Here is a 1478-nt window from a genome sequence, read left to right as displayed (position 1 = left end):
CCGCCGCCCACCGGCGCCACCGCTCCGCCCACGGCCGGCGCCCGGCCGCGCCCAAGGGCAGGACCCCCCGGCCCGTGCGCACCCCCACCGTCCTGCAGATGGAGGCCGTGGAGTGCGGCGCCGCCGCGCTCGCCATGGTGCTGGGCCACTACGGCAGGTTCGTCCCCCTGGAGGAGCTGCGCATCGCCTGCGGCGTCTCCCGCGACGGCTCCCGCGCCAGCAACCTGCTCAAAGCCGCCCGCGGTTACGGCCTCACCGCCAAGGGCATGCAGATGGACCTCGCCGCCCTCGCCGGACTCCGGCCCCCCGCCGTCCTGTTCTGGGAGTTCAACCACTACGTCGTCTACGACGGCATGGCCCGCCGCCTCGGCCGCCGCGGCGCGTACATCAACGACCCCGGCAAGGGCCGCCGGTTCGTGCCGCTGGACGAGTTCGACACCAGCTTCACCGGCGTCGTGCTCACCTTCGAGCCCGGCGACGGCTTCCGCCGCGCCGGCCGCAAACCCGGCGTCCTGCGCGCCATGCCCGCCCGCCTGCGCGGCATGTCCGGCACCATGCTCGCCGCCGTCCTCTCCAGCCTCCTGCTGGTCCTCGTCGGCGCCACCGTGCCCGCGCTCAGCCGCACCTACATCGACACGTTCCTCATCGGCGGCCAGACCTCCCTCCTCGGCGTGCTGTTCGCCGCGATGGCCACCGCCCTGGTCCTCAGCGCCACCCTCACCGCCATCCAGCAGGCCAACCTCCTGCGCGGGCGGATCATCGCCTCCACCCTCGGCAGCGCCCGCTTCCTGCGCCACCTGCTGCGCCTGCCCGTCAGCTTCTTCACCCAGCGCAACCCGGCCGACCTCGTCCAGCGCCTCCAGTCCAACGACACCGTCGCCGAGACCCTCGCCCGCGACCTCGCCGCCGCGGGCGTGGACGCCGTCGTCGTCCTGCTCTACGCCGTGCTGCTGTGGACCTACGATCCGCAGCTCACCGTCGTCGGCGTGCTGATCGCGCTGCTCAACGTCGTCGCCATGCGCGTCGTCATCCACCTGCGCGCCACCGGCACCCAGAAGCTGCGCGCCGACAGCGCCCGCCTGGTCAACACCGCCTACAGCGGCCTGACGCTCATCGAGACCATGAAGGCCACCGGCGGCGAGAACGGCTTCTTCCGCCGCTGGGCGGGACAGCACGCCGCCACCCTCGACACCCAGCAGCGCCTCGGCGTGCCCAGCGCGTGGCTGGCGATCGTCGCCCCCACCCTCGCCGCCCTCAACAGCGCGCTGATCCTGCTCATCGGCGGCACCCGCGCCGTCGAGGGCCACCTGACCGTCGGCCTCCTCGTCGCCTTCCAGGCCCTCGTCACCAGCTTCACCGCGCCCATCACCCGCCTCAACGGCGTCGCCGGCCGCATCCAGGACTTCGCCGCCGACGTCGCCCGCCTGAAGGACGTCGAGAACTTCCCCGCCGACCCCCGCTACACCCGGCCCGAACCC

At 73.6% G+C, this 1478-nt stretch carries 1 protein-coding gene; it reads left to right on the top strand.

Features of this window, described 5'->3' with window-relative positions; translation table 11 throughout:
• Nucleotides 1-74 precede the first annotated feature (74 nt).
• A partial coding sequence (locus ACSNOC_RS27700; protein WP_436750323.1) for a cysteine peptidase family C39 domain-containing protein occupies nucleotides 75-1478 on the top strand: 1404 nt, incomplete at its 3' end.

This window comes from Streptomyces sp. URMC 129 (genome assembly GCF_051386415.1).
Lineage (GTDB): Bacteria > Actinomycetota > Actinomycetes > Streptomycetales > Streptomycetaceae > Streptomyces.
This window is presented reverse-complemented; position numbering and strand designations above follow the sequence as displayed.